The sequence below is a fragment of the Mucilaginibacter agri genome, from assembly GCF_009928685.1.
Lineage (GTDB): Bacteria > Bacteroidota > Bacteroidia > Sphingobacteriales > Sphingobacteriaceae > Mucilaginibacter > Mucilaginibacter agri.
Genome location: NZ_WWEO01000045.1, coordinates 700,098 through 726,328, shown reverse-complemented (window position 1 = coordinate 726,328; position 26,231 = coordinate 700,098). Strand labels below are relative to the sequence as shown.

General features: G+C 40.7%; 20 protein-coding genes. 7 read left to right on the top strand and 13 right to left on the bottom strand.

The annotated features are described in order from the left end of the window. Positions 1-2: 2 nt before the first annotated feature. Complete coding sequence (locus GSY63_RS23235; protein WP_166588233.1) at positions 3-1,706, top strand: capsule assembly Wzi family protein; 1,704 nt, start codon at positions 3-5, stop codon at positions 1,704-1,706. Here the strand turns inward: GSY63_RS23235 and GSY63_RS23230 are convergent. The 4 genes from GSY63_RS23230 to GSY63_RS25020 are packed head-to-tail and all read right to left on the bottom strand — an operon-like array spanning position 1,703 to position 8,100. Then, positions 1,703-2,770, bottom strand: a complete 1,068-nt coding sequence (locus GSY63_RS23230) for a hypothetical protein (protein WP_166588232.1) — start codon at positions 2,768-2,770, stop codon at positions 1,703-1,705. The two genes, GSY63_RS23235 and GSY63_RS23230, sit on opposite strands and share 4 nt — an antisense overlap. Before the next feature lies 1 nt (position 2,771). Further along, positions 2,772-5,114 carry an SLBB domain-containing protein gene (locus GSY63_RS23225; protein ID WP_166588231.1) on the bottom strand — a complete coding sequence of 781 codons (2,343 nt, stop codon included), beginning with the start codon at positions 5,112-5,114 and terminating at the stop codon, positions 2,772-2,774. A 51-nt stretch (positions 5,115-5,165) separates the two neighbouring features. Further along, positions 5,166-6,821, bottom strand: coding sequence for a capsule assembly Wzi family protein (locus tag GSY63_RS23220; RefSeq protein ID WP_166588230.1), 1,656 nt, complete (start codon positions 6,819-6,821; stop codon positions 5,166-5,168). A gap of 43 nt (positions 6,822-6,864) precedes the next feature. After that, positions 6,865-8,100 carry a glycosyltransferase family 4 protein gene (locus GSY63_RS25020; RefSeq protein ID WP_166588229.1) on the bottom strand — a complete coding sequence of 412 codons (1,236 nt, stop codon included), beginning with the start codon at positions 8,098-8,100 and terminating at the stop codon, positions 6,865-6,867. Positions 8,101-8,385: 285 nt separating this feature from the next. Here GSY63_RS25020 and GSY63_RS23210 point away from each other — a divergent pair, with 285 nt between their 5' ends. Both GSY63_RS23210 and GSY63_RS23205 read left to right on the top strand, forming a co-directional pair. Then, positions 8,386-9,339, top strand: a complete 954-nt coding sequence (locus tag GSY63_RS23210) for an SDR family oxidoreductase (RefSeq protein ID WP_166588228.1) — start codon at positions 8,386-8,388, stop codon at positions 9,337-9,339. A 3-nt stretch (positions 9,340-9,342) separates the two neighbouring features. After that, positions 9,343-10,443 (top strand): glycosyltransferase, encoded by a 1,101-nt coding sequence (locus GSY63_RS23205; protein WP_166588227.1) that lies wholly within the window; start codon positions 9,343-9,345, stop codon positions 10,441-10,443. Here GSY63_RS23205 and GSY63_RS23200 read toward each other — a convergent pair whose 3' ends face one another. From GSY63_RS23200 to GSY63_RS23170, 7 genes are all read right to left on the bottom strand, one after another. Beyond that, positions 10,444-11,568, bottom strand: coding sequence for a glycosyltransferase family 4 protein (locus GSY63_RS23200; protein WP_166588226.1), 1,125 nt, complete (start codon positions 11,566-11,568; stop codon positions 10,444-10,446). Further along, positions 11,561-12,268, bottom strand: a complete 708-nt coding sequence (locus tag GSY63_RS25105; RefSeq protein WP_317168598.1) for an acyltransferase — start codon at positions 12,266-12,268, stop codon at positions 11,561-11,563. The genes GSY63_RS23200 and GSY63_RS25105 overlap by 8 nt, the downstream gene beginning before the upstream one ends. Next, positions 12,258-13,646 carry an O-antigen ligase family protein gene (locus GSY63_RS23190; RefSeq protein ID WP_166588225.1) on the bottom strand — a complete coding sequence of 463 codons (1,389 nt, stop codon included), beginning with the start codon at positions 13,644-13,646 and terminating at the stop codon, positions 12,258-12,260. The genes GSY63_RS25105 and GSY63_RS23190 overlap by 11 nt, the downstream gene beginning before the upstream one ends. A 16-nt stretch (positions 13,647-13,662) precedes the next feature. Then, positions 13,663-14,589, bottom strand: a complete 927-nt coding sequence (locus tag GSY63_RS23185; RefSeq protein WP_166588224.1) for a glycosyltransferase family 2 protein — start codon at positions 14,587-14,589, stop codon at positions 13,663-13,665. A gap of 119 nt (positions 14,590-14,708) precedes the next feature. Then, entirely contained in the window at positions 14,709-15,926 is a 1,218-nt protein-coding gene (locus tag GSY63_RS23180) for a PAS domain-containing sensor histidine kinase (protein ID WP_166588223.1), read from the bottom strand. Positions 15,927-15,947: 21 nt separating this feature from the next. After that, positions 15,948-17,282 (bottom strand): CheR family methyltransferase, encoded by a 1,335-nt coding sequence (locus tag GSY63_RS23175; protein ID WP_166588222.1) that lies wholly within the window; start codon positions 17,280-17,282, stop codon positions 15,948-15,950. A gap of 489 nt (positions 17,283-17,771) precedes the next feature. After that, entirely contained in the window at positions 17,772-18,074 is a 303-nt protein-coding gene (locus tag GSY63_RS23170; RefSeq protein WP_166588221.1) for a YXWGXW repeat-containing protein, read from the bottom strand. A 152-nt stretch (positions 18,075-18,226) separates the two neighbouring features. On the opposite strand from GSY63_RS23170, the gene GSY63_RS23165 reads away from it, so the two are divergent. Further along, the gene (locus tag GSY63_RS23165) at positions 18,227-21,619 is read left to right on the top strand and encodes a DEAD/DEAH box helicase (RefSeq protein ID WP_166588220.1); all 3,393 of its coding nucleotides are present in this window, start codon (positions 18,227-18,229) and stop codon (positions 21,617-21,619) included. Positions 21,620-21,621: 2 nt separating this feature from the next. Here GSY63_RS23165 and GSY63_RS23160 read toward each other — a convergent pair whose 3' ends face one another. Continuing rightward, positions 21,622-22,086 (bottom strand): VOC family protein, encoded by a 465-nt coding sequence (locus tag GSY63_RS23160; protein ID WP_166588219.1) that lies wholly within the window; start codon positions 22,084-22,086, stop codon positions 21,622-21,624. A 224-nt stretch (positions 22,087-22,310) separates the two neighbouring features. Between GSY63_RS23160 and GSY63_RS23155 the strand changes: the two genes are divergently transcribed. Beyond that, on the top strand, positions 22,311-23,318 hold the full coding sequence (locus tag GSY63_RS23155) for an LLM class flavin-dependent oxidoreductase (RefSeq protein ID WP_166588218.1): 1,008 nt from the start codon (positions 22,311-22,313) through the stop codon (positions 23,316-23,318). A gap of 103 nt (positions 23,319-23,421) precedes the next feature. On the opposite strand, the gene GSY63_RS23150 is transcribed toward GSY63_RS23155, so the two are convergent. Then, positions 23,422-24,459, bottom strand: coding sequence for an Atu2307/SP_0267 family LLM class monooxygenase (locus GSY63_RS23150; protein WP_166588217.1), 1,038 nt, complete (start codon positions 24,457-24,459; stop codon positions 23,422-23,424). 164 nt (positions 24,460-24,623) lie between these two features. Here GSY63_RS23150 and GSY63_RS23145 point away from each other — a divergent pair, with 164 nt between their 5' ends. After that, the gene (locus GSY63_RS23145) at positions 24,624-25,217 is read left to right on the top strand and encodes an RNA polymerase sigma factor (RefSeq protein WP_166588216.1); all 594 of its coding nucleotides are present in this window, start codon (positions 24,624-24,626) and stop codon (positions 25,215-25,217) included. A 72-nt stretch (positions 25,218-25,289) separates the two neighbouring features. Continuing rightward, positions 25,290-26,228 (top strand): FecR family protein, encoded by a 939-nt coding sequence (locus tag GSY63_RS23140; RefSeq protein WP_166588215.1) that lies wholly within the window; start codon positions 25,290-25,292, stop codon positions 26,226-26,228. Positions 26,229-26,231: the final 3 nt, after the last annotated feature.

Below are 26,231 nucleotides of genomic sequence, written 5' to 3'. Positions count from 1 at the left end.
GCATGAAGAAGATATTTTTAACGTTAAACATAATTACTTGCTTATCAACAAGTTTAACAATCGCTCAGTCATTACCGGTTGGGACTCCCGTACTCGAAGATTATTATCGAAGGGCGCAGCTATTAGGTAAGTTTGATTCTACAGAATCTTTTACCGTCCGTCCAATTTTTCCATCGGCTTCTCATGAAATCAAAGATGTATTCGATCCAGACAGTACCTTACGGAATGATAAGTTAACTAAATTTAATGGCCGGTTTTCTTTTCTTAAAAGTAATGGATTGTTTCAAATACTACCGATTACAATACAACAGCAATTTAATTCAGATCATCCATATGGATGGAATGATGGGCTAATGATACCTGCTAAAGGCTACCAGAGTATGGTTAGTGGCGGTTTCTTCTTTAAAATCGGTCCGCTCAGTATTCAATTTAGGCCAGAATTCGTTTATGCAGTAAACCCCAATTTTGTAGGATTTAGCTCCGGGCACGGAGATAATGACCTTACCAACTATTACGCCTATCATAATCTTATCGACCAGCCGGAGAGGTTGGGCAACAGTAATTACACTAAAGCCTCACTCGGACAAAGCAGTATTCGTTTAACTTTTGGACCGGCATCAATTGGTATTTCTAATGAAAACTTGTGGTGGGGGCCTGGTATAAAAAATGCCCTGATAATAAGTAATACCGCACCAGGTTTTGAGCATCTTGTGCTAAATACGGTACGCCCTATACATACTATTATCGGTTCATTTGAAGGGCAGATTATTGGAGCGCATTTGGATGCCACCGGGCTGCCGCCATTTAGCGTTACAGCAACTTCTACGGGAGCAAATCTTTATAGATCTAAAAGAGACGATTGGCGTTATTATACCGGATACAATGTAGTGTACCAACCTCGTTGGATTCCTGGATTATTTTTGGGATGGATAAGAACATTTAATTCTTATCATTCTGATTTGCATTCGTTTCAAGATTATTTCCCTTTTCTTACCCCCTTTCAAAAATCAAGTTCGACTTCCAGTACTGGTGAGGTCGATAAATTTGACCGCGACCAGCAAACTTCCTTCTATGCCAGGTGGCTTTTTGCCAAAGCGAAAGCTGAAGTTTATTTCGAATATGGAATTAATGATAATTCTTATAATTATAGTGATTTCATTGGTTCGCCAGAGCATTCAAGAGCCTATATATGGGGGATCAGAAAACTAATCCCATTGACAGATAAAGATCAAAGCATACTCTTTAGTGCTGAGGTCACGCAATTATCCCAATCCGCTGACCGTTTGGTTAGAGGGGCTAGCGGCTGGTATATTCACTCAGGAGTTAGGCAGGGACAAACCAATGAAGGACAAATACTCGGTGCTGGTACTGGTTCTGGAGGCAACTTGCAATCTTTTGACGTAAGCTGGGTTATGGGGCTTAAGAAGCTGGGCATTAGCTTTGAAAGATATGAACATGATGTTGACTATGCTTTAGTTGCTTTTCCCCCAATTAATGGCAATAGTAGGAGATGGGTTGATTTTGCCTTTGGCCTTCAAGGTGATTGGGCTTATAAAAACCTTCTTTTCAACGCCAAATTACAGGGGGTAAGGTCTTTGAACTACGAATGGATCTTAAAAGGTTATGACCCAAGCAATACTTACTACATTCCACACAATGATGCTTTTAATCTTCATGCAGAACTAGGGGTAACTTTTAGATTTTAAGTTCTCTTCCTGAAAATAAGAATATAAAAACAGAATATAATTTCTGAAATGATGATACCGGTTAAAATAGCAACAGAATATTTTAACCGGTTTTTCTTTAACGGAAGTTCTGGCGCATCTACTATTTGCACTGTAGGTGTTTCTTGTGCAAGCATCGTTTTACTTGCTTCAAGATTTTTCACAGTCTCAGAAAATACGGTATTTAAAACAATCTTGTCGCGTTCTTTTACCTCCACATTCGCATTGGCTGATGTATATGCGGGGTTAAGATCTAGCAATACCTCATTTGCCGACGATAAGGCATAGGTTTTGCGGGTTAAAATAGAACCTATACTATCCGCCCGATGCTGCAGGCGATTAACGTTATTACGTAGCCTGCTTGTCTTAGTACGAATGTAAAAGTCCGTCGCCTGTTTGATCATCCTTGTGCAAAAAAGCTGCGCAAGGCGCTCGTCTTTCATGGTTGCGTTTACTTCAAAAAAACCCAGTTTCTTGTCAGTTTTAGCTATACCAAATTCCCCATTCAATATCAGGATAGTCATTTCATGTAGCAAGCTATCCTGTAAGCGGCTATAATGAGCAGTATCTAATGGGAAGCGGGTAATTTTCCCATCAAGACTATGTTTCAGCCACTTTTTGTCGAGCTTGTATACTGCTGCATAACGATCTGCAAGGGACTGTGTACCCTTAAAGTCATATGGAGTTAACAAGGTGCCTTTAATAAGCGTATAACTCTTTAATAGTTCCTGTACGTTATCACCAGCTAATACCCCACTGCTGCCTCCTATGCCATCCAGGTTAAAACCAAATTGTCCAGCCAAAGCACTAAGTCCGCCGCCACCTGTCGATTTAGAATCGTCGATTACAAAAGTCAGTTTGGCGGTATATGTTGGTTTAGACACCCATGCTGCCAAGGCACCTAAGAGGCTTCCGCCAATAAATACTAGTGCCAGGCCTTTTTTAAAATTAAAAACATATTTAAAATCATTGAAACGATCACCAATTAGCTTCTTTACAGAAAACTCAGGTTCATATGGATAGGGTGGCTGCTGTTGCGGGGTCATATTACTTTTTCAGTATGGCAATTAAACTTATCAACGCTGTTAAAGCAGTTGCAATGCCGGTGATGTCACCTACGCCAAGTTTAAATCTTGATTCTGGATCTTTTTCGGGTACTATAATTTTGCTTCCAGGTTTAACAGTAGGATAGTTGCGGAAAAACAAGAAATGACGGATTGGTTGATTTAAACCATTGGGATATTTAATGTACGATCCTTTAAGACGCGCGTGTGAAGTTTTACCGCCGGCCGCGTTAACATAATACATAAAGCTATGTCCGTTATAGTTTATCAACTGCGGATTATTCACAGCGCCTGCAACTTCAACAAATGCGATAACGCGGGGGATGTATATACTGTCGCCTGCTAAAAGCATCATGCTGGCCTTAGTCAGGGAATCCTGACTTGTATTCATTAGATCGAGATTTACACGTACACCTTTTCTATATACCTGAGCGTTTTGTATAGATCCGTAAGGGGTTAATCCACCGGCACGTTGTAAAAAGTCCTGGGCTGTTTCGTCCCTGCGTTGTACAGCATAATCTCCCGGGAATAATACTTCACCCTGCACGCTTACATTGCCTAAGGATCTGTAGTTTACCAATCGTTGTACAAAGACGTAGTCCATTGGTTCTAACTCCATATCGTTATTCGAGCCGCCGGTCATATTGATATCGAAGGTCTTAACAAGTTGATTAGCTACATTATCCTCTTTGTTTTTAATAATGCGCGAAACTTCTACGTGATGCTCGGCTGCCTGGTCATCAAATCCACCGGCCATGGCAATTACATCGGCCAGTTTCATACCCTTACGGTATAGAAATTTTGCAGGGTTTCTAACATGCCCATTTATAGTCACAACTTGTTGTGAAATGAATGAACTTTCTTCCTGTATGGTTACTGTATCTTCACGTAACAACGGAACATCATTTTTGCCCGCTAAAATATCCATCGGATTAAATGAAATAAACTGCCGCTCGAGATTAGGGAGGGTTCTTTTAATATAACCGCGTTCCATATATGCTTCGGGCTTTAATCCCTGTGCAAGCTTTAATAATGATGATAGTGTTAAACCTGCGGTAAGTTCATAAGGGCCAGGGCGATATACGGCGCCTTCCAATACTACACGGTTGCTGTAGCGATTAGTAATAGCACCCACCGTTACAAGATCGCCATTGCGCGGAGTGAAGTTGCTGAACAGGTTCGATGGTACATCCTTTACATCACGCTCTAAATCACTAATTTGTTCTACTTTTGCTATTCCTTTATAAGCTATGTCTGTATAACCACCTGCGTATCTAACCAGATCGTCCAGTTGTTCACCCTCTTTAAGTTCGTAAATAGCAGGTCTTTTAACTTCACCCTGTATGCCAACCCGTTTTTTGTAAACAGGTATTCTTATAACATCCTGGTCTTCAAGGCGAATGTTACCGTCCATTAACGCATTTTGCAAAAACGTATAAAAGTCTATTGTTTTGTAAACCTTGTTATTACGAATCAACTCTATATTTCTTAATGAACCATTGGCGCTTGGTCCTCCCGAATTATATAAGGCATTGTAAAGGGTTGATAAAGAAGATATGGTATATGAGCCCGGGGTTTTAACCTCGCCTACAATGGTGATCTTAATGCTGCGAACGTTGCCCAAAGTAACATTGAGCTGGGTTTGGCCGCTACGTAAACCAGGATATATTTTGCCCATTTTACCGCGGATAGTTGTAGTAGCCTGATCTATAGTTAGGCCACTGACATGCACTATGCCGGCATAAGGTATTTGTAAATTACCCTCTGGCGTAACTTTCGAACGTACGCTACTTTCATTCAGTCCCGTTATCAATACAATAAGTTCATCACCGGGACCTATCACGTATCCTTTTGGGGTTGCAACATTAAAATTTGGTTCAAATTTAATTGTGCTCTGATTAAAAAAGTCTAATCCGTAGATAGGTAGTGGCTGATTACCTGCAACAGCTGGCATTTTTTCGGGTACTGTTATTGGCTTAAGAACAGTATCGTTGATATCTCTTGAATAATCTATTTTTTCTTTCTCTGTTCTGCTAATAACTTTTTTTGCGCTGGTTTTAGAATTTAAGCCTAACAAAGTAACCCTGTCTTTAAATGCCTGAATTTGGTCGTCTGGCAATCCTTTTTGTGCCATTAACTTATAAGCTTCGGCTTCGGAAACACCAGAGTCCTGCATTTTTTTCCAAACGGCAGTTATCTGATCGTCTGTAAGTTGATTGACTTTAATATTCTGAATATTACTAAGGGAAACAGCCTGAGCATCACTCCGCTGATAGGTTGCTGTTAAAAAGATAAACAGTATAAGGAGTACGTATTTAATGCGCATTGAAGATTATAATGGTAAAACCGATTATGCAAATATAAATTATAAATTGGTCTAAAAGCCATAGTTAACACCAACAGTAACCTGATTTGGCACCGCTGATGTTTGCACCTCTGGCCTGACAACACCTTTCTGATTTTGATACGCAGCTCTTACAAACAAACGGTGTAAAAGTTCGTAACGGACATCTAACGATATTTGGCGTTGTGATTGTACAGGGCCCTGATCTAAAAACTTAGGCTGCGGTTCTGCAAAATATTGATCTAGTAAGCTACCGTCGGCTCCCTTTCTGATATACATAAACTGCGCGGTGGTGATTAAACGTGGAAAAGGGTTGTATGAAAGCCATCCAATAACCTTATCAGCATTTTGCCCAATCCAGTCGCCCAATAAATAGGTTTGACTAGTGTAGCTTTGTGCCGGGATTAAATTTTGATATACAAATGGGTTGATGCGTGTATATTCCAAACCTGCTGTTAAATAAGGTATAAATACATCCGTCACCGATCCGCCAATGTTGAAGCCAAGCTGGTTACGGCTACGAGCTGGATCGAATGCCGTTTCTAAACGTATCTCGTCGATAAATAGTGTCGCGTATAAATGTGTTTTAGGTATATGATTGCGAGAGCTTACCTGGAAAAAGAACTGTCCGTTAGAGCCGGTTGTAATTTTATAGCGGCTCGAATATTGGTCATAAGCTTTAAAGAATAGGATAGGGATCAAATATGCCGGATCGAAATTATCACTGCTGATCATAGATTCGCCAACGCTAAGCTCTAAGCCTTTTACAGGTAAAAAGTTTAAACTGTGCGATGCCATATATTTAGGCACATACATTTCGCGGTAATTCCCATATAGCGAATTGCCTTTATTATAGGTACGGGCCGAATCAATAATAGCCGATTGTAAAAATCCAAAGCTATAGTTGAAATGAAGCCACTTTAATGGTTGATAATCAAAGCGTATATAAGGGTATGATGGCGCCTTGTCAGATAACACAAGTCTGCCGTTTTGCCCGTATCCGTATAAAAGCTGGTCTTTCCCAATGCTAATTAAGCCTTTATCCCAACTGTATGTTACGTTAGCGCGAACATCACTGTAATTAACCGAAGTTGATTTTGGATCGAGATTGGCGGTTCTCTGGATACCGGTTTCCGGACTAAATCTTTTCAGGCTATCTACGCCTTTTCCGCTCTCGTTAATATCCTGGAAATAGGCTTGGAAACTAAAATGCTTACCTGCTTGTCCCCAGAAGGCCATACCTACACCTTGCTTGTAAACACCTTTATTTCTCCCTGCTGTATACTCATAGGTTAGTGCTGGGTCGGCTCTGAATATAAAGTCGCCTTTTTTAACACTTAGTAGCCTCCGGTTATCGTATTGATCTTTACCCCAGATATAATGTGTGGTGTCCTTGTAATTGGTATCAAATTCGCTGTATTCATTAAGATAAAAATCGAGCTCCTTTTTTTCTTTGGCAGACAATGTATTTACAGAATCTCGTAAAAAATACAACAGCGTTGATATTTCTTTCCGGCTAACAGGTTGTATCAGATCGTCGTAACTAATATTACCTTTTTGAGCCTGACGCGCCAGGTACTTATATATAGGATGGTTTGGATTTTCAAATACAGCCTGAGCCTTAGTTTTTAAAGTGCATGCAGCGAGCAGAAGTATAGAAAGTAAAGTATTTTTAAAAATACGGTTCATTATAGGTGATGATGTAAATAAAAAGACAAGTATAAAAAATAAGCTACAAAGCAGGTATAAGCTTTTTTAAGCCTTCAAAATGTTTTTCTGTGTTAATAAGCGTATGTATATGTGTATGTGCGTTTAAGCCCATATCTAAAATTAATTGTTTGTTATTATAAAGCAGTTCTATTTTAGTTGCCAGTTCTTCGAAATTACCGGGTTCAAATAAAAAACCAGTACGCTCATCAATCACCATCTCTGGTAAGGCGCCAATTGCAGATCCCACTACGGGTTTGCTTAGGGCCATGGCTTCAACGGCGGTAAAGCCCAATACTTCATACCATTCAGATGGGCAAACCAAAAAATCGGCCTTGCTGATGATTTCCAAGGTTTCGTGCTGAGACTTTTTGCCGAGCAGCGTAACGTGCTTTAAACCATTTTCACTCACTAATGTTTTTAGCTCTTTTTCTAAGGTGCCGCTTCCAATTATTTTAAGTCGTATTTCAGGAAGCTTTTCCATTGCTTTAATGAGCGTTTGGATACCTTTTATCTTTTCGAGACGGCCTACAAAAACGATATATCTTTCGCTATCGCCTAATGGCATTACTTTAGGCAGTTTATCTATAATGCTGTAGTCGTAACCATGATAAAGTTGTACCAGCTTTTCTTCAAAGAAATTGAATTGCTTAAACTTTTTGTAAGTAAACACGGATGGACATACATAATAGTCTACGTATTTATAGTAATTAAGATATTTGTGAACATAGTTTTCTAACGCCGCAACGGTACTTGCAGCATAAGATCCCTTTTTGCAGGTGTGCGTAACGCAGTTATAGAATTTGCCGCCAAAACATCGCTCGCATATTACTCCGTGGCTAATAAAAGTACTTTCAGGGCAAATAGGAGTGTACTCATGAAGGGTCCATATTATGGGTATTCCTTTATCTTTTAGTACTTTTAATACTATTGGTGTTATGTAATGATGAATTACGTTGACATGTGCAAAGTCGATTTTTACAACCGATAATAGCTTTTCGAGATTTTGTTGTGCTTCTGTTGAATAGATGCTTTTTTTGACGGCCTTTATACCGGCTTTTAAACTGCTTTTATCTAATGTTTTGTAGTTGATATTCTCAATAAAATATTCGGAATATTCGGAAGGGAAATTTCTTTCATCCTTCATTGAAAATGGAACAATGGCATGCCCGTTTTGGCGATATACATTTGTTATATTTTCCACATAAGTCCAGTCGCCCCCGCTGGGATACCAGGTCCAGTTTAGTACAAGAATATTCACTATATTAAATTAGCATTATAGTGGCATAGTTTATGCAAGTTATACCATATAAAAGTTATCCCCAAAGATGCCAGTATTAAATCATTTTTTTAGAAGTGATACTACTTTTTACGCTATAATTAAATTTTGGATAACATTTTTTAGTTTTAATAAGTAAAACTGAAACCATATTTAACAAAGCGTTGTTTATAAACTTAAAAAGGTTATTTTTGAATTTTGTTCTAAAGTATAATTACATACTACCGCTGTTAGTACATAGTTAACCTAATGGCATGAAAATACATAATGAAGAAAAAAATTTATATCGCCGGTGCCGGTGGGATGCTTGGTGAAGCTTTTTACCGAATTTTTAAAAGTGAATATGAGATTAGATGTACTGATAAAGATGTAAACGAAGAGTGGCTTGATTTTTTGGACTTTCGTGATTTTGAAAGATACAAGAAGGATGTAGAAGAATTTAAGCCGGATTATCTCTTTCATTTAGGCGCCTTAACCGACCTCGAAGAGTGCGAGTTAAACGTAGATGATACATACCTAACCAACACCACATCTGTAGAAAATGCTGTTTTACTAGCTAATCAGCTGAATATTCCGGTGCTTTATATTAGCACTGCCGGTATATTTGATGGACAGAAAGACTATTACGATGACTGGGATGAGCCCAATCCCCTTGGCCATTATGCCCGTTCTAAATACATGGGCGAACGTTACGTTCGCGAAAATGCAAAGAAATACGTTATCTGCCGTGCCGGCTGGATGATGGGAGGTGGCCCCAAAAAAGATAAGAAGTTTATCAATAAGATCATTAAGCAATTAGCAAGTGGTAAAAGAGACTTACACATTGTTAATGATAAAGATGGCACCCCAACGTTTACAGTAGATTTTGCAAAAAATGTTAAACTGCTTATCGAAAAAGAGTACTGGGGGCTATACAATTTGGTTTGTAAAGGCGAAACCAGTAGACGCGATGTAGCAGAAGAAATTGTAAAAATCCTTGGATTGCAAGATGAGGTAACCATACACGAAGTTACTTCTGACTATTTCAAAGATACCTACTTTGCACCTAGACCACCTTCTGAACGTCTGATAAATAAAAAGTTAGAGTTGAGGAAGATGAATATTATGCGCGACTGGAAGGTAGCACTGGCAGAGTATATCGAAGATTATTACACAGAATATTTGGCTGAAAATATCTCTACAACTAAAGAAGACGGAATAATTCTTAAGTCGGCTGTATAAAAAATGCGTATTGCTGCTTTTGGGTTTCGTACTATCCCACCTACAAAGGGAGCCGCCGGTGCAGATAAATTTGCACTTGAGCTGTTCCCTCGCCTGGTTAAGTTAGGACACAGTGTTGTTGCGTATAACAGGCGATACCCCGATGTATTTGTCGACCTTGACAATTACAAGGGTGTACAAATCAAAAATATAAAGACAGTACCTAAATCTGGATTTGATACGTTATTACACTCATTTAAATGCACGTGTGATATCATTTTCAGAAATACTGCTGACATAGTTCATATACAAAACGGTGGTAATAGCATATGGGCTTTGCCATTACGATTGTTTGGCAAAAAGGTATTTATTAGCCAGGATGGTGTAGACTGGAAACGCGATAAATGGCCATGGTATGGTAAACTGTACTTAAAAATATCTGCTTACATCACCGCTCACGTCCCCAATCAGATCATTTTTGATAATGTAATTGCCAAAAAGCTTTTCGAAGACCGTTTTAAAAAAGAATATCGCTTTATACCCTTTGGTAGCGAGGTAGAGCCGGGCAATGGTAACACTGACGTACTGGATAGATTGGGGTTACAAAAAGGCGGATATTACTTATTTGTCGGTCGTTTTATACCAGATAAGGGGTTACATTATTTAATTCCGGGATTTAAGAACTCCAATTCTACAAAGAAGTTAGTTTTAATTGGCGGATCGCCTAATCCATCGCCATATGAACAACAAATATTTGATATGGGGGATGACCGTATTGTTTTCCCGGGCTATATCTACGGAGATGAAGTTAATACCCTGATGTCTAATTCGTACTGCTATATTCAACCCTCAGATGTGGAGGGACTTTCACCGGTGGTGTTAACGGTAATGGGGCTGAACGTGCCTCTGATAGTTAGCGACATAGAAGAAAATCAGTATGTTGTACAAGATACCGCCCGGATGTTTAAAAAGGGCGATATAGAATCTTTAACCGAGCAGATTAATTACTGCGAGACAAACTATTCCGAAATGCAGGCTTTGGCATTAAAAGCACAAGAACGTGCATTAAGCGTATTTAATTGGGATAAAGTTGCCGAAGAACACGTACGGATATTTTCCGAATAGTTATACCGCTTTCTTAAATAACGCTACCAATTGTTCTGCTGCAATTTTCCACGAAAATAACTCCAGTCTTTTATGGCCATCTGTAATTAACTGATTGCGAAGTAAAGGGTCGGAAATAGCTTGTTCTATTTTTACGGCTATGTCGTCTACGTCAAAAGGATCGAAAGTAATAACAGCATCACCGCCAACCTCGGGCAGGCAGGTGTTGCCGGCCACCAAAACAGGCAGATTATATTTAAAAGCCTCCAGTATTGGTATACCAAAACCTTCGTTTGTAGATGGAAAAACATAAAGCAATGCATCCTGATAGATCTGCGCCAGTTCGGCGTCAGATAAATAGCCGGTGAATATCACCTTGTCTTGCAACTCCGTTTCTTTTATCGCGTCCTCAATCAAGTCTAAATCATTGCTCAGTGTCTTGGATGGTGCAGAACCTGCTAATACCAGTTTAAGATTTGGGTTATAGACGCTTACTTTCTGAAAAGCATAGATTAAAGCCGGGATATTTTTGCGTTTAAACATCGAGCCCACATGCAAAATATACTGTAGCTTACAGATGTTAAAGCGCGATAAAAGACCAGACGCCTCGCGATCTGCACTAACCTCCAGGGATTTAGGGCCTTCGGGTATCACGGCCAGTTTATCTAAAGGTAATTTTGTATAATAATTGATCTGCTTTTTTGAATAAGCTGTTGGGGTAACTATAAATGCAGCCTTCCTCGCAGCCGGAATTGCTGTTTTACGATATAGCCACAGCCATAGTTTGCCATAATGTTCGGGGTTTTCGAAGAAGAAGGCATCGTGAAATACGGGCACCGTCTGATAACCTAAGTGGACAATGGGTACAAAATTATCGGTGCAGAATACCACATCGCAGCCCTTCGACCATGCTTTTATGGGGAGTATAAGCTGTTTCCAAAGTTGATATCGAAAGTGCTCTATCCATTTCAATATCTTTTGCTTTCCTCTGTAAACTGGTATCGAGACATCCAGAAAATGGAATCTCAATTCTTTACTTTCCATGAGCTTAAACTCATGCACAAGCTCTTCCAGATAGGTTTTGGTGCCTGTTTGAGCCACGCGCAAATCGCGGATGTCGACACCTATAACCAGCGGTTTAGCCATTTTGCCCTTCCGTTCTGGTTCTGATCACTTTGGCAGGCACGCCAGCTATAACCGAGTTGGCAGGCATTGATTTGCTAACCACGCTACCGGCTGCGATAACACAACCATCGCCAATGGAAACCCCATCTAAAATAGTGACGCCGCCACCAATCCAACAGTTATTGCCAATATTCACACCAATACGGGTTACGCCTTGCTCTTTAATGGTTGTAGTAAGATTGGCAAATACGTGGTTTTCTGAAAATACCTGGAGATTTGGGCCTGTTATCACGTCGTCGCCAATGATAATTCCTCCCTGACCAGCCAAATATGCTCCCGCATTAATCCCGGTTCGATTGCCAATTTTTATACCCTTGCCTTTATATGATATTATACCCGTACCGAACAGAATTGAATTTTTGCCAATAGAAACATGGTCGCCAAATTGGATACCGTCATACGAAAGGGCATTGATGTTTACATTATCGTCGAGTATCAGATTTTTCCCGGCTGTTAATTGGTAGGCATGCCTAACCTTAACATTACGACCAATAAAAACAAGGCCTTGTGATTGCTTAATGAATAGCTTAAGCCAAAATCCTCTAAAAATCTGTACTGCGCGCATTAGTGAAACTACAGTCAGATCTCTCACAGAATATGTGCTATCCCATTTATAGTCAGGATCATTTTTTAGCTTACGTATAATATTCTCAATAACCATGGGCTAATGTATTTTCACGTTCGTGCTGCATAATGGTTGCTATAAATAGGCCCGACAAAAACCAATTCATATAGGAAATATAAGAAGATGATTCAATTTCAGAAGTAAACATCGGCAATAAAAAACCAATCTTTATCAATAATACCGCAAGACAGATTTTACGTTCCTTACCTTTTAATATTCTAAACCACTTAAGGCCGAGTTTAATAAACGCGATATATATTGCCAAATAAAGGCTTAATTCAATAATTCCGGCTTGTACGCCGATGATAAGAAATTGATTTTCCCCGCCGATACTTTCACCTAAAGACCCCGCAACGCGCCCCGAAGCACCTAAACCAAGTCCTAGCGGATGCTGTATTAAAGCTGTTATACCCTCAACCCACGCCAAAAGGTGACCAACACTTGATGGATTGCTGAAGTCGATGGTATTCATAATCACTTCCATTAAGCCATCTACTTTGTTACTCCAGCCTATAAAAATATAGATTACATAACAGCAGGCTGCTGCAATGCAATAGTGAATGGTTTGAGTAATCTGTTTTTTATGCGTAATAATCGCATAAAAGTATATGATGAAAAAATAGCTTACAAATGGAGCCCGGGAGAAGGCAAAAGTTATAGAGAGCAACGAAGCGCCAATAGCCAGTAGCCCAGTTTCATTAGGTTTAAACTTGTTGTTGTCCCTGGTATAAAGTGCAATAATTACCGAGATGCCTATAAGCGTGGCGGCTGCATGTTCTAAGGGGTTGTCAAAAAAACTCGCGAAACGACGATAACCACCTTCAGATTCAAAGGTCCAGCTAAGGCCGTAGTTACCGCTGGGCTCAAAATTGAAAAAGTAATATACGTAATCTGCATAGCCCGAAATGTTCTGCAAATTAATATTGAAAAGTACTTCGAAAAATACAACTATGCCCGCAGCGATAGTTACGAGCGCAATAAAATTAAAGTATTTGTTAACGTAGATATTTCGAATGTCAAAAAGCCTGCCTGCGAAATATAACATCATATAAAACGCCATACTTTTAAGAGCTACAAGCCTGTCGTGCAGGTTTTGTTCGCCAATGGGCAATATGGCATAAATAATGGCATAAGCCAAAAACGCCAGGATAAGATAATCTATAAGATAAAATTTGGGCCGGGTCTTTAAAGTATAAATGTTAACCAGAAGTATGGTAAGCACCAGTATCTCTTTGAAGAACTGAAAAAATGGGATAATGTCTTTCAGCCCAAACAAAAAGGACACAGACATGGCTGTTGTGTAAATAGACAAGCCAAATATTAAGAATAGCAGAAAACCTTGCTTATTTCCTTTAACTATCTCTTTTAAGGCAATAATAAAAGAGGCAAGAAATATTACTGGGAAAATAAACATTGTTAAAACTGCTCCTTTAATTATTGGGCCAAATTAAGGTTTGTGAGGTAAAAACGCCCTCTTTTAATCCTTTTAATAAAAGCGACACTTTTTTGTTACGCCCGCGCAATTTCAAATATGTCAAAACGGCTGCATAGTAAGCTCCGTTATATAGCCAGTAAATTGGGTAAAATATGGGCTTTCCATAGCGACGTATAAACCAAATATGATTTCTGCTGGTATAATAATGTATAAATGGGTTTAAAAAACCTTCGGCCTTTTTTTTCTCAGATTTTCCGGAAACACCTGCTTCGTGATACATTTTGCTGGTTGGCAGGTAGTGAACCTGGTAGCCACAACTCCGTAACCTGTACGAGAGTTCAACATCTTCATAATACAGAAAAAATTGCTTATTAAATAGCCCCGCAGTCCGCAACGCCGAATTTCTGAACATGACGCAGCATCCGGTAACCCAATCTACCATCTGATAGGTTTTAAGATCTTTTAACTTATCATCGGTCTTGGCCCGTGTAACGCCGAGCACAACGTTAAAATAGCATGGCCCGTTCCATAACTTGTCAGGCTGATGCATCCAGCGAATAGCAGGTTGCACTGCTGCAGCTAGTGTGTAGCAATCCAGGTGTGCTGAAAGGGCTGTGATAATATCTTCATCAACCAGTGTATCAGTATTGATCACAAGCGAATATTCATAGCCTCGATTAATGCTATACTGTAAACCGCGGTTATTACCTTCGGCGAAGCCCAGGTTTTCCTGGTTATCTATAAAAATAAGATCCGGAAACTGGCTTTGTAATACTTGCAATGAACCGTCTGTAGATCCATTGTCAACCAATATAATGTCAAACTTAGCAACTTCGCAATAACCGAGCAGTGAATTAATGCAGTTAGCTGTGTGCACAGGAGTATTCCAGTTTACTAATATAACAGCAACTGATTTAGGCATTACATAGCGACTTTATAATGTAAACGGATACAGACATAAGTTAAGCCAGCTAATTTACTTCATTTGTTTAACTTCTTATCTAAATAATTGCCTCGTAAAATTGCCAAACAGGTAAGTAACTAATATTGAAGTGTAATTGTTGCCGTGGTACCTTTTTTTAATTCAGATTGGATTTCTAAGGTACCGCTATAAAGCGAGATGCGGTTTTTGATGCTACTAATGCCGGTCCCTGCTGAGGTAGTCGCTGGCTGCGGTTTAAACCCTTTGCCATTGTCGTGCACTATTATCTCAATATTTTGAGCCTGAGTAAGCGATAGCTCGACAACACTTGCATCGGCATGTTTAATACTGTTATTAATAAGTTCCTGTACTATTCTGAATATGCACAGCTCGAGGTATATATCCATGCGCTGTGTGAAACCACTGATACGGGTTTTAATTTGAAGTTTTGGTGTAGATAGCCTCTGAGTAAGCTCGGTTATTGTTTCAAACAGGCCAAAATCCGTTAAAATAGAAGGTGCGAGTTCAAATGCGATGTTGCGGGTTTCAATAACTGCAGTTTCGAGCAGCTGATATATTTTTTCGACGGCAGGGGATGGGTGTTCTGTATTTAATATATCAATCTGCATTTTTATACCATACAGAAGTTGGCCAATACCATCATGCAGGGCTGTGCTGATACGCTTTCGTTCATTTTCCTGCGCGGCAACAGAAGCCAATGCAATATTTTTCTGATGCTCGAGTTTTAAGGCTGTATTTTCGTTAGCTGCATTTTTTACGTCAGTGATATCAACAATAGCAATATAGCAACGCAAAAGGGCATTGGTAGCCGTGTAGATGGCAATGCCGTCTAGTTGAGCATAGAACTCACGATTGGCTTTAGATACAATTTTTAACTTACATGACTGCCGCGCTCGCGTTTGCAAGATCTGTTTGAAAAACAGGCTGTAACTAGTAAAAAAATCGGGAGCTATATAACTTCCAAAATCGCTTCTTATAATTGAAGATCTGCTTGCCTCGAGCAAGTTGAAGCCAGCATTATTGATATCTTGTATAATACCCGCCTCGTTTAAAATAACGTAACCTACGGGTGCTAAGTCGTATATTCGGGTAAAATTGGCTTGTTGCTCTTCTAGTGCCGTGTTAATCGTACTTAACTCCTGATTTTGAAATTCAAGTTTAAGTAGATTAATTTTAAGCTGGCTCAAAAGCGTCCGCATATCCGCCTGATCGGTATCCATGTCATCACTGATGCTTTTGGATAGTATCTTTTCAGCGTCGGCGTGTAGTTTATCAAGTATGGCCTTGTCGTGTTGTAAAAACTTTTTATTTTTCAAGATGCAAGCCGCTAATAGTTACTATTGAAGTACGATGCCCGTATAAGCCGCCTGGATAAGGCTTTTTAAGGCATCATTTAATTTGGCAAGTTCTCTAGCTTTGGTTTGATATTGCCGTCTTATGTACATCAGGTCATCATTACTTAAATGGCCCTGATCGGTGGCCAGTTGTATTTTAACAAGCAGGTCGTCCAGTTGCTCAACACTTATTTGTAGCAGCTGCCTGGTGTGTCTGATCTCTTCCTGCAGCGCTATGGTTTTGCTATCCTGTATGGGTACAATACTTTCGTCATCCGTTGGGGTTTGCCGACTGTTTGTATAAACGCCAGATGCCTTATTAAAGACAATACCCTTTTCTTTCCGTTCAAATATTTTCCATTTGGGGTCAACGGGGGTAAACATGTCTGTTAATCCGCTTATGGTTTCGGCAACACCGGTAAATATCATCCCGCCGTTGCTAATCGCATAATGTAGTATCGGCACAATCTTTTTCTGAAGCTCGGCTGTAAAATAGATCATCACATTACGGCAGCAAAGCAAGTCTATTTTGGTGAATGGCGCATCTTTAATGATATTATGACGTACAAACACTACCATATCGCGCAGATCTTGCTTCACCTGGTACATATAGTCTTTTTTGGTGAAGAATTTTCTGAGTCTTTCGTCAGACATTTCGTTTGAAATACTTTGCGGATATAATCCTACGCTGGCATGGCCGATAGCTTGCTCGCTAAGATCGGTGGCAAATAATTGCACCTTAGTTAGTTGTTGCTGTTGACTTGCTTCAATGCATTCTGATACGATCATTGCTAAAGAATACGCTTCCTGACCTGTAGAGCAACCCGCAACCCATATACGCAAAGGCTCATCGTTTTTTTTGCGCTCAATAAGTTCGTTGATTTTTTGACGGATAACCTCAAAAGCAGGGGCGTCCCTGAAGAAACGGGTAGCTCCGATCAAGAGTTCACTAAATAATTCATCTATTTCAGCCGGATTTTGACGCAGGCACTCGGCATATTGCGAATAATTATCGTACCTGTAATAGCTTAAGCGACGATCTATCCGGGAAGTTATGGTGCCTTTTTTATAAGAAGCGAAATCGTTTCCGGTATGGGCGTACAGTAGCAGAAGAATCTGCTGCATGCTTTGAGAATTACTTTGTTCTGCCTGTACATATGCTTGTGCAGTGCCGCTTAGCTCTGCAAATTTGATATACCGAATTGTTCTCGAAGTACTACGTTCTGACGAAACAGGATTATCGCCATTATCAAATTCAGCGGCGACTGGCAACTGCTGCGTAGTTTCCTTTTCTAAATACCCGTATTGGTATTCTGGGTGTTCTGTTTGCTCCGGCATGGTTAATCAATATAAATAGGGGTATAGCTATATAATCCTTGCAGCCAAATTGTCCGCATGGATCTTAAGATACGACATATAAATATTATACATTTTGGTAAGCCTGTTATTGTTTACCAAATTGAGGAATGGCTAAATCTTGATCTTAAAGAAGATATTATAATTGTTCTAATCTGGAGCGTATATAAAAGTAATATTTTACTCCGATAGTGACAAATTTTATCCGCTTAAATTCTGATGAATATTTAACGATTGATAATGTTAATACATCACAATAAATCAATTGTAGTTTACGAACGAAAAATCTTGCGATAAAATAATGTAATGACTGTCATGTGCATTGTTGTTTTGGGTTGCTTAATTAAGTTTAATAATTAATTACAGGATATGGGATTTACGTAGAAAAACTACCTTGGGTTTTGTAAAAAGGCTTAATTAAGTTCACACTTCGTTATACAACAAAAAAGCACCCGTAGGGTGCTTTTTTTCTTATCTCCACTGGCCGGGTATCCATACGTAACCGTGGCGGGTATTGCGCCAGTGCCCCGCTACATATACCGCTCCGCGACGGGGTGGGGCTGCCCAATAACCGCCGTGCCAAACATAAGCGTTGCCTCGTGGTCCCCATTCTTCCTTAACCCATACATGAGCTGGGGTAGGGCGGGCCGGGCGTGTTACTACAACTGTTTCGGTGTGTACAGGGCGCACACGTACTACTACCTGAGCATGTGACGCTGATGCCGCTAAGGACATCGCACCAGCAATAATCAGGGTTTTTGCAATGTTTTTCATAAGTATTTATTATATGCTAATCGCGTTTATGACAACTAATACCAGGTAAAGGTTTAAAGAAAATTGTCGGATTTTTGCGGAATGTTTAATTAAAGGGTGATATTTTGAATTAGTTATGGATATTTACTGCACCCGTTAACAAGCAATACTGAGTGAGTAAAATAATTAATGATCAGGAAGATAGAGCCGGAAACCATAGTGTTATTTTGGATGGTGTCAGTATCGGCACACTTACCGAAAGCGATATTGCCAGGCATGCTTCTAATGGTGTTTATTTTGATCTAAAAGCTCATCAACATATTAATCCCTCAAAAATAGGGCTAGGTTACGGAACGTTTACCAATCAATTTGCCGGTTTCGCTTTTCCGCAGGTAAGCGTTTCACAACAACAGAATGTATTATCACTTTCGTGCAGTTGCTACGCAGAAGGCGGTCGTTTATGTGAGCATCAGGCTTTGGTTCTTAATGCCTTGATTCGGAACGATGAGCTCAGGTTGTTTTTCGATGATAAGCTTCGCCACGAAAGACTAAAGATTTTTGCTACCGACTATGGTCTGCAAAACGAACGCGATCTGGATGCTTTTTTTCAGATAAATTACCATAATAAAAAAGCTGTGATATCGCCGCGATCCAAGGCGCTGACGCCCGTAACGCGCGAAAGCATATATGCACTTAACGAAATCATTGTTCCGCTTACGGAACCTCAGCTTCAAACTACTGGCTCGGAGGATAGTAAGGTGTTTATTGTTTTAAAGGAGCATAAGTATTATAAGTATCTGTTTATAGAGTTATACAAGGCCCAAACCACAAAGGAGGGAAAGGTTAAGAATCCTTGTACGCTGCTTCCTCCGTTAGACTTTGTATGGGGAGTTGAAGATGCTGCCGAGTTGAAATTTTACGCGGCTGTAAACAAGTTCCAAAACCATCTGAATGCTAAAAAAACAGAGGCTGATATTATTGCGCTGCGAGCCATAGTTAAAAACCCGGTTGGATACGATTTCTATCAGCATCTTCCGGAGATGTCCGACAAGGTAACCTCAACTGCCGTCTATCCTGTTAAGGTACGGCTACTTCCGGCCGGGTCGCTTGTTTTAAATGTAAATATCAAAGATCAGTTTTACGAAATAAAAGCCACTCTGGGTATTAATGGTAATACTTATCTCTTAAAGGATTTTGTAGTACGCTATACCTACTTTGTAAATATTCGCGATATCTTTTATTTGGTTGATAACCTGCAGGTGCTTAATGTTGTCGAATTGCTGAAAAGTAAGCCCGAAGGATTGTGGATACATCAAACCAAATTCGGAGAGTTTAAATCGCAATGGCTTTCAAAGCTGGAAGATACAATTACGGTTAAATACCATTACATAGAGCCGGCCACGCAAGCCCAGCTAAAGCAGCAAGGTTTTACCAATGAAGCGGAGAAAATTATCTACCTGTCTGATTTTGGTATGCATGTGATGATTATCCCCGTGATGCGCTACGGCGAAATGGAGATCTCCATCCGTACCCGTCGGCTTATTTATGCAATGGACGAAAAGGGTAAACAGTTTGTAGTAAAACGCGACGATGCAGCAGAGGTTGAATTTACGTCACTGCTTATTAAGCAGCATCCCTATTTCGCCGAACAGTTAAATGATGATCTGCACTATTTCTACCTTCACAAAAGACACTTTCTGGATGAAAACTGGTTTCTGAACGTTTTTGACGAATGGCAGAACCATAATATAACTATACATGGTTTTAACGAGTTGGAGGGTAACAAGCTCAATCCTAATAAGGTAAAGATAAATATTAAAGTGCTGAGTGGTATTAATTGGTTTAATGCGCTGGTTAACGTAAGCTTCGGGAACAGAAAGGCTTCGTTGAAACACATGCACAGAGCGGTTAAAAACAAAAGCAGGTATGTGCAGCTCGATGATGGGTCTATGGGAATTATGCCTGCCGACTGGCTGGAGAAATTTGCAGAGTACTTTAATTCGGCTGAAATAGCGGACGACGACACGCTACGTATTCCCAAAATCAATTTCGCGACGATTGCGCAATTGTATGACGCCGAAATGCTGGATGACGGAGTGAAGCATGAATTAAACGTTTACAATAAGAAACTAAACAACTTTGATTCTATCAAAGATATTCCACCACCTGCTGAACTTAACGCCACGCTTCGCCATTATCAGCAAGACGGCTTAAACTGGTTGAATTTTTTAGACGAGTTTAATTTCGGCGGTTGCCTTGCCGATGACATGGGGTTAGGTAAATCTCTGCAGATTATCGCCTTTATCCTTTCGCAGCGCGAAAGGGTAATTCGAAATACCAATTTAATTGTAGTGCCCACTTCGCTGATATTTAATTGGCAGCAGGAGGTAGCAAAGTTTGCGCCCACCATAAGAATACATACTATTTATGGCGCAGACAGGATTAAAAACACAGAAGATTTTAACCGCTACGAGATCATCCTCACCTCTTACGGCACGTTATTATCGGACATTAACTTTATTAAAGACTATCATTTCAATTACGTTTTCCTAGACGAGTCGCAGAATATTAAGAACCCTGAATCGCAACGGTATAAGACTGTGAGGCTACTAAAATCGAGGAATAAGATAGCCATTACAGGTACGCCTATTGAGAATAATACCTTCGATCTGTATGGGCAGCTATCATTTGCCTGCCCTGGATTATTAGGGAGCAAGCAATACTTTAAAGACATTTATTCTACGCCAATAGATCAGTTTAAGTACAGTAAACGGGCTGCAGAACTGCAGGCTAAGATAAAGCCCTTTATTTTGCGCCGAACCAAACAACAAGTAGCAACCGAGTTGCCCGAGAAAACAGAGATGGTGCTGTATTGTGAAATGAGCCGTGAACAAAAGGACATTTACGATGCCTACGAAAAGGAGTTCCGCGAATATATTTCGGCTACCAATAATGATGAGCTGAAAAAGAGCTCGATGAATGTGTTGAAAGGTCTTACCAAACTCCGTCAGATTTGTGATTCACCACTGCTATTAAGCGGAGATAAACTGCCCGGCAACGCGTCCGCCAAAATAGATATGCTGATAGAGCAAATAGAAGAGAAGCATGCCAATCATAAAATACTTGTGTTCTCGCAATTTGTAGGTATGCTCGACCTGATCAAGAAAGAACTTACAGCCAAGGGAATTGGCTTTAGTTATCTGACAGGGCAAACCCGCAATCGTGAAGCCGTGGTAAACGATTTTCAGACCAATCCCGCCACTCGCGTATTCCTTATCAGTCTTAAAGCCGGTGGAACAGGGCTGAACCTGACCCAGGCGGATTATGTATATCTCGTTGATCCCTGGTGGAACCCCGCTGTTGAGAACCAGGCCATAGATCGCTGCCACCGTATCGGTCAGGATAAGCATATTATGGCTGTGCGCTTAATCTGCCCAGACACGGTAGAAGAAAAGATAATGGAACTGCAGCAGGCAAAAAGAGATTTGGCCAATGATCTGATCCGTACAGACAGCTCCTTTATCAAATCGTTGAGTAAAGATGACTTGCTGGGGCTGGTAAGCTAGCGCTATTGTTTTTCTGCAGCTTCTTTTAACTTGGCAATATCTATTTTAGCCATCTGCATCATGGCTTGCATAACACGGTTTGCTTTAGCTGTATCTTTGTCGTACAGTAATTCCATCAGAATATTCGGGATAATTTGCCATGATAAGCCATACTTATCTTCCAACCACCCGCAGCGCGATTCTTTACCGCCATCGGCTGTGAGCTTATTCCAATAATCATCCACCTCTTCCTGAGTTTCGCACTTAACAAACAGGGATATGGCGGGAGTGAAGCTAAAATGTGGGCCGCCATTTAAAGCCATAAATTCCTGGCCTTCGATAACAAAGGTTGCCGAAAATACTTTCCCGTCCATTTTGTTAATGCTTTTAATTTCAGTATTCTTAAAGACAGTGGGGTAGAAATTAAGTGCATCCTCTAACTGATCGTTATACCACAAAAATGGAGTGATTTTGGTTTCCTGACTCATAGCGTTGTTTATTAATGGTTTACACAAACATAGTATTATCGATTTACAAATAGCGGGTACAAACACGACAGAATCAAGGGTTGCTCGCGACGGGTTATATGTTAACCTTTTGTATATCCAAAGTCATTTATGATTTATTGACAATTAGGTACGCCACCAAATTATAAATTTGATTGTTTACCTACCGGCATGTGGCTTCATATGCTTAACAGAAATATAAATAAATGGCTTCGAAACAACTAAAAGACCTTACATACTCGGTGCTAGATCTGGCTACCGTGGTGCAAGGCCAAACTCCCGCAGATAGTTTTAAACACAGTCTTGATCTGGCGCAACATGCCGAAAAATTGGGTTACACCCGTTATTGGTTTGCCGAACATCATAATATGATGAATGTGGCCAGTTCGGCAACGTCGGTACTAATCGGTTACATTGCCGGTGGTACAAAAACTATCAGAGTGGGCTCGGGGGGTATCATGTTGCCCAACCATGCACCACTGGTTATAGCCGAGCAGTTTGGTACACTTGCCTCGTTATATCCCGGTCGCATTGATCTGGGCTTGGGCCGTGCGCCGGGTACTGACCAATTGACTGCGATGGCTATCCGTGGCGATAATTTTAATGCGTCGCACCATTTTCCGCAAGATGTAGAGCGTTTGCAGATGTTTTTCTCCGCCGATAACTTTGACGCCAAAGTACGCGCAATCCCCGGCGAAGGATTGGATATTCCGATCTGGATTTTAGGGTCGAGCCATGACAGCGCTCGTCTGGCGGCAGCTATGGGCTTACCTTATGCATTTGCAAGTCATTTTGCGCCCGCCCTTTTTGTGAGCGCCATTAAAATATACCGCGATAATTTTCGCCCATCCGAGCACTTGAAAGAACCATATGTATTATCATGTGTAAACGTGGTGGCTGCTGATACCGATAAAGAAGCGCAAAGATTGGCGACCTCTGTGCAGCAATTTTTTGTGGGTGTGGTTTCCGGCAAACGCCAACTTTTACCTCCGCCGGTGGACAGTATGCAGGGGCATTGGAGCTACCTGGAGAAAGAAGCTGCCGATCAGATGTTGGCTTATGCTTTCTTCGGCAGCCCTGAAACCATAAAAGCAGATTTGCAGGATTTTGTTGATCAAACCCAGGTTGATGAAGTGATGGTTACTTCACACATCTTCGATCATGCAGCAAGGTTAAGATCTTACGAGATTTTTGCCGAGGTATTGAAAGGGTGAAATTAAAAATCTTAAATTGTCATTCAGAGCACTAGCGAAGAATCTTCTGCTTCAAGAAGATCTACCGTACAAGATCTTTCGCTAGCGCTCTGTATGACAAATATTAGTTAGCGACCCCCGTCTCTTTCCTTACCACAGGCGCAACCTTAGTTCCATACAACTCAATAGCTTTTAAGATATTTTTATGTGATGTATGGCCGGTAACCAGCTGGGCTACAAAGCGCGTATTGTGAAATAATTCGTATTGCCCCATAATTTTATCAATAGCCAATTGCGCGTCGCCAACCACTAATGGGCCATCGCTGCGCAGGTATTCAAACTGAGGTTTACTCATTGGCGACCAGCCTCTATCGCGGCCTACACGATTCATCAGGGCTTCGTACGATGGGTAGAACTCGTTTACTGCTTGTTCGGAAGTTTCTGCTACGTAAAACTGCGAACTGATGGCCAGCTGAAGTTTGCTAACATCGTGCCCTGCTTTGGCAGCCGATTCACGGTAAAGGTCAACAAATGGCACAAATTGCTTAGGTGCGCTGCCTAATACCGCGATGATCATAGGCAGGTTAAGTGAGCCTGCACGTTTTGCAGATGCAGGTGTGCCACCAACTCCCAACCATACTGGGATAGATTCCTGGATAGGGCGTGGGTAAATACCTTGGTTCATGATAGGAGAACGAAATTTTCCCTTCCACGAAACCACCTCTTGCTTATTGATCTGAAGAAACAGGGCGAGCTTTTCTGAAAAAAGTTCGTCATAGTCATTCAAATCAAAACCAAACAATGGGTATGATTCAATAAACGAACCACGACCAGCTATCATTTCCGCTCGACCGTTGGAAATCAGATCTACGGTGGCAAAGTTTTGAAAAGTACGCACCGGATCAGCTGAACTTAATACAGTAACTGAACTTGATAACTTGATGTTTTTCGTAATTGCTGCGGCTGCTGACATAAATATTTCTGGCGCAGATACCACAAAATCGGGGCGATGATGCTCGCCGAAAGCATAAACGTCAAGGCCAACTTCATCCGCTAATTTAACTTCTTCTAATAATTCCTGTACTCGTTTATGCGCATTTACTGCCTTGCCGGCTACGCCATCGGGGTGTACTTCGCCAAATGTGCTTATACCTAGTTCCATAAGTAATTGATAATAGAGTAAAGGTAACTATAATTAAAACTATTGATGTTGTAACATGTATTCGAGAGTGCAATGTTTACCTGCAAATTATAAATTTAAAATAGGGCTGGCGCACATCGATTTAAAATTAAGTTAACATTGGAAATATAGTTTTGCGCGAAGCGATGGAAAATCATTCGGACTCAAAGTTACTGGAGCAGATCAGTGCAAACGATCATGCAGCGTTTGACGTACTGTTCGACCGTTATTGGGAGAAGCTTTACAAGGCTGCTTATGCCAGGCTCGGCGACGATGTAATTGCGCAGGATATCGTACAAGAGTTATTTATTAAATTATGGCAACGCCGTGAAAACCTGGTGATCAATACTTCACTTGAAAATTACCTGCATGGCGCCGTTCGCTTTAGTGTTATCAGCCACTTCCGTTCCAAACAAGCCACTGATATCCAGTTGCAAAATGCATTAGAGCGTATCAACCTGCTCGAAGACTCGATAGACGCCATTGCTGACTATGTTGAACTGGAGCGTACGCTGGAAGAAGCCGTTAACTGCATGCCCGACATGCTGAAAAGGGTTTACCAGCTTCGCAGCGACAATCATTCCGTAAAAGCCATAGCAGGCGAACTTGGTTTAGCAGACCAAACTGTTAAGAATTACATTGCCGAAGCTACCCGCCGCCTTCGTGTTGTAATTACCGAAAAATATCCCGAGAAACATCTCACTTATATAGCACTTTTACTGCCGCTACTTCACAAATAATTAACATAAAGATCATCTTAATTATAAGTACCTGCGAGGATTTTCAGCGACTTAATACTGAAAACCCCAGATATGGATATTAGTAAATTCAGAATAAAACTAACACGGTACTTAAAAGGACAATCGAACGAAACCGAAAATGCCTTGATTGAGGCATGGTACAAATCATACAAAGATAAAGAGCCAGAACTAAGTGATGCCGAGAAGCAGCGCGTTAGGAATGCAATTCGTAACAAAATAAAAACTGCAGTTGTAAGACCTTCAATCTTTCGCCTGCCAGCCTTTCGTGTTGCAGCAAGTTTGGTTTTGGTGGCGGGCGCCTCGTTAACTATTTATTATCTGCGCTTATCTAACGCGCCAGAGCAGGTGCGATACACCGCTATCCATACAAACACCAACGGTTTAAAGCAAATTATGCTGCCCGATAGCTCGGTGGTTTGGCTTAATGCAACAAGTAGATTGGATGTTCCGGCTTCATTTAAAGGCAAACTACGTGAGGTTAAGCTGGTTGAAGGCGAGGCTTTCTTCGATATCAAAAGAAATCCGAAGCAACCTTTTATTGTTCATACAGCCAAGCTTAACGTACAGGTATTGGGTACATCATTCAACATCAGGGCTTATAGAGAACTCAAAGACGTACAGGTTTCTGTTGCTACCGGTAAGGTAGGAGTAACACAAGGGAGTAAATGTTTGGCAATGTTGCTACCGGGTCAACAGTTAAGCTACGCAACACGCACGGGTATCTATCAACAGCTTACAGTTAACCCTAACGAGATTCAAAGCTGGAAAACAGGATCCACCTATTTAAAGCAGGCCAACTTTAAAGAGCTGGCAGTTGTTATCAAAAATATCTTCGGGCTGTCACTTAAACCGGGTAACAAACAAGTAAATAACTACCTGTTTACCCTACGCATACAACATAATCTTCAGGCAGATCAGATTTTGAAAGTCATCAGCCAGATTCACAACACACACTTCAGAAAGGAGGGGACAGACATAACACTCTACTAAACC